The sequence below is a fragment of the Cupriavidus sp. 8B genome (assembly GCF_054589115.1).
In genome coordinates, this window is record NZ_BAAILO010000487.1 from 1 (window position 1) to 3,861 (window position 3,861).

Sequence of the window (3,861 nt, forward strand, 5' to 3'; positions counted from 1 at the left end):
GTCGTAGTAGTAGCAAATGTAGGCGGGTGTGATCTCGTCGGTGGAAATGTCCGAGCGGAGCGGCAAGGCCTCTTCAAGTGTGACGCCCTCTCCCACCAGTTGCCGCTGGACCACGCTTGGGTTATTCGACAAAAACAGGATTCGGCCGTCAAAACGAACCGTGTCGGAAGGACGAAGCGGCTGCGAGTTTGGCTGGTTCACGGTTTACTCTCCTATGTAATCTACTTATGCAATCGGCAGGGCGAAGTGGTATCAGACGGCTGACAAGTCGCGAGTCGTGGTGAGTCGCCAGGACAAGACTCGGCCGTCAGTGGTTTAACTCTTCAAGTCTCAGGCCGTTTGTCTTCGGTCCAAAGACGCCGATCGCTATCATGACCACAAGCATGCAGGCCGTGATGCCGGCGAAGACCCCGGGTACGCCAAAGTCCTTCAGCAGCGCCGCAATGATGAAGCCCGATAACATCGCGCCGATACGGCTAGCTGAATAGACGATGCCGCTCGCACGGCAGCGCACGGCCGTGGGAAATAGTTCCGACTGATACGTATGGCAGGAAACTGACATTGTCTGACCGGCAAAGCTGATTAGCACGCCTGTAATAATGAGCGGAACCACCGACGTCACTTGTCCGAACGCGATTCCGCAAATGACCACTGCAAGCGCGCTACCGACGATTAGGTACTTCCGCTGAATTTTGTCTGCGTAGAGCATCGCTAGTACGACATCCCTTAAATAGGTTGAATAATTAATCGCCTCGGATATGATGGCGGGATGAGCCGAGGCCGCCAAGCAACGCCAGTGAAGCTGGCGAAGAAAGAACAACAGGAACTGCTATCGCTGATCGAGCGCAAGACGGCGCCGCAGCGAGATGTGATGCGCGCGCGAATCGCGTTGTGGGCCCACGAGGGCCACGCCAATACGGTCATTGCGCAGGAACTGGGTGTCTCGGTGCAAACAGTCTGCCTTTGGCGCAAGCGCATTGCACAGCAAGGTGCCAAAGGTATCCGCGAGGGCGAGCGCAGTGGCCGTCCGCCACGCATCACGCACGAGGCCCGATTGCAGTTGATCGCGCTGGCGTGTGAAACGCAGGAACCTGAGGGACGGGTCACGCCGACGCTCGACGAGATTGTGGCGCGCGCCGTGGAGCGCGGCGTCGTCGGGCAGATCAGCCGCAGCCAGGTGCAGCGCATTCTGCAGGCCGGCGACGTGCGTCCGCACCGGGTCCAGCAATGGCTACATAGCCCAGACCCGGCCTTTCGCGAGAAGGTCAACGGGATTTGCCGGCTGTACCGCAAGGCGCCTCGAAACTCGGTGGTGCTCAGTATCGACGAGAAGACCGGCATTCAGGCCATCGAGCGTAAGCACCCAGGACGTGCCCCGGCGCCGGGGCGGCTACGTCGGCGTGAGTTTGAATATATTCGTCACGGCACCCAGGCGTTGATTGCCGCGCTGGACGTGCATACCGGACAGGTGCTGGCAGAATGCCGCGACCGGCGCACCCAGGAGGATCTGATAGCCTTCATGGAGCGCGCGGCAAGCGCGTACCCGGCCAAACAGGTGCATATCGTCTGGGACAACCTCAACACCCATTGCGCCCAGGCCGTCTGGCAGGCGTTCAACGCGCGCCACGATGGGCGGTTTCACTTCCACTTCACGCCATTGCACGCGAGTTGGGTCAATCAGATCGAACTCTGGTTTGCCCGCTACACGCGCCGAGTGCTGCGCCACGCGAGCCACACCAGCACCGTGCACCTGCGCGAGCGCACCGAGCAGTTTGTCCGCGCGCACAATCAGGTGGCCCGCCCGTTCAAATGGAGTTTTCGGGGCTATCCGTTGCAAACCGGCGCATCGTAATCGAGGATCGATATGTCAGCCTTACCCACCAAACATTACGCTGCCAAATTGCAGCAGCGACTGCGCAGCCTGCTCGGCCACGAGCAGATCATCACGCAAGCCTACGGGCGTCACCTGCTGATCAAACGTCTGGACGACGAGGAGCCGACCGTGGTGGCTCGGCTGACCGAGCTCGGCCGCAATCGTTATGGTGCCGCCTTTCGCAGCCATACCGGGCGTTGGGAGCCGTTGCCAGGCGCAGGCTCGCTCGACGAGATGGCCGAGCTGGTTGTCACGCTCCTGCAGCCGTATTTGCAGCCCGATACTTATTAAAGCTATTTACGGGATGTTGTACTAGTAATGCGCCCGCTGGCATCGCAAACGCGATGATGAACGAGTACAGCAGACTCATGGTGACGGTAATACCGTGAGCAATCAATAGTGTCGGCACCCAGTTCACGAACCCGTAGTAGCCGATAGCCTGACAAAAGTTGAAGACAGTCAGCATGATCAGGCGCGACCGATAAGGCGGCTGCAGCAGCTCCGCAAACAACGCACGCCGGTACACGGGCTGCTCGATCGCCTTCAGTGGCGGCGGAAGGGGCTGGCCGTACTGGCGCTCGACAATAGCTTCGATCTTGCCCACTATCCTCTCGCCCCTTTCAACATTGCCGTGGGTCGCGAGCCATCGCGGGCTTTCCGGCACCGCACGGCGAATGAACCAAACGAGCACCGCGCCGATCGCTCCCGCGAGCACCACGACACGCCATCCGTCGATGCCGAACACGGTCGTCGGAACGAGCCAGTACGAGAGGATCGCAGCGACCGGGGCGGCCGCGAACATCACCGTCTGGTTGAACGCAATCGCGCGGCCGCGCATATGCTGCGGGACGAGCTCGGTGACGTAGCTATCGATCGTGATGATCTCCAGGCCCACGCCGATGCCGGTGATGAAGCGCCACAGGATCACGCCTTCGGGAGTCGTCTGGAATGCCATGATCGCCGAGCCGACCGAGTACCACAGCAGCGAAAACGTGAAGACGGCGCGGCGCCCGTAGCGATCCGGCATCCAGCCGAATCCGAAGGTGCCGACGAAGAGGCCCACGAAGGTTGCGGCAATGAAGCCAGCGATCCCAGTCAAGCCGAAGAATGCATGGGTCGTGGTCTGAAGCAGCCCGCTCTTCGCCATGCCCGGCGCGATATAGCCGGTGAAGATCAGGTCGTAGACTTCGAAGAAGCCCCCGAGCGAGATGAGGAACACGAGCATCCAGAGATGCCGCGTAATTGGCAGGCGGTCCATGCGCGCAGAGATTTCCGCGCCCGGGTTGATGTCGATACGAACGTTCGGCGCGACGCGCGCGGGGCTTCCCGCGGTGACGGTCTGCTGCATGTCTGTCTCCTGTTATTGCACCGGTGGCATTCTTCTGTGTGCATGCCTGCCGATATGAGGGTGACGGGCCACATGCCGGTGACATGCGTCCCGCGATCAAAGGCTATTTCTGGCCGACGACTCGCCGGCGGATCTGGTCGCGCTCAATCGACTTGAGGTGCGCCCTGAAGTCCTTGGCCGCCCAAAAAAAGTGGCGTTATATCCCTATTTGCAGGGTTCTTAAGTCGGGCTTCACTCGGCGTCTCTCCGGTTCTCCTTCGTCTTGTTGCGATTTTATGATTTCGCGATAAGAGAACGAAGTGGTAATCTGAGAAGTTAAAATTCTCCATCGGGAACTTTCTGACATGCCGAACTGCCGTTGCATTGCCCACACGCTGCGCTCCAGCGCGAGATGTAGACGATGAAGTCCCATTTCGACCCCATCACGCTGAAACTCTTCATCGCCGTTTGCGAGGAGGGAAGTATTGCCCGCGCTTCCCAACGCGAGTCCATCGTGCCATCGGCAGTCTGCAAGCGCCTGGCAGCGCTTGAAGAGGATCTGCGCGTAACACTCCTCGCCCGTGGCAAACACGGAATGAAGCCGACCGCGGCCGGCACGGCGTTTGTTCGGCAAGCGCGGGACGTGTTGAGCCGTATGGAA

General features: G+C 60.1%; 4 protein-coding genes and 2 pseudogenes. 3 read left to right on the forward strand and 3 right to left on the reverse strand.

The window, feature by feature from the left end:
* Together ACYP5B_RS45110 and ACYP5B_RS45115 are read right to left on the reverse strand one after the other, a co-directional pair.
* Positions 1 to 201: hypothetical protein (locus tag ACYP5B_RS45110; RefSeq protein ID WP_459573913.1), on the reverse strand; the 201-nt coding region annotated here is incomplete at its 3' end.
* A gap of 106 nt (positions 202 to 307) precedes the next feature.
* A pseudogene (locus tag ACYP5B_RS45115) lies at positions 308 to 718 on the reverse strand (MFS transporter); the annotation flags it as partial.
* A 51-nt stretch (positions 719 to 769) separates the two neighbouring features.
* On the opposite strand from ACYP5B_RS45115, the gene ACYP5B_RS45120 reads away from it, so the two are divergent.
* Positions 770 to 1,852: an IS630 family transposase gene (locus ACYP5B_RS45120; RefSeq protein WP_459573914.1), complete on the forward strand. Its 1,083-nt coding sequence runs from the start codon at positions 770 to 772 to the stop codon at positions 1,850 to 1,852.
* 12 nt (positions 1,853 to 1,864) lie between these two features.
* On the forward strand, positions 1,865 to 2,164 hold the full coding sequence (locus ACYP5B_RS45125) for a hypothetical protein (RefSeq protein WP_459573915.1): 300 nt from the start codon (positions 1,865 to 1,867) through the stop codon (positions 2,162 to 2,164).
* Between the two features lie 22 nt (positions 2,165 to 2,186).
* On the opposite strand, the pseudogene ACYP5B_RS45130 reads toward ACYP5B_RS45125, so the two are convergent.
* Positions 2,187 to 3,221: pseudogene (locus tag ACYP5B_RS45130) on the reverse strand (MFS transporter); the annotation flags it as partial.
* Between the two features lie 400 nt (positions 3,222 to 3,621).
* Here ACYP5B_RS45130 and ACYP5B_RS45135 point away from each other — a divergent pair.
* A partial coding sequence (locus ACYP5B_RS45135; protein WP_459573916.1) for a LysR family transcriptional regulator occupies positions 3,622 to 3,861 on the forward strand: 240 nt, incomplete at its 3' end.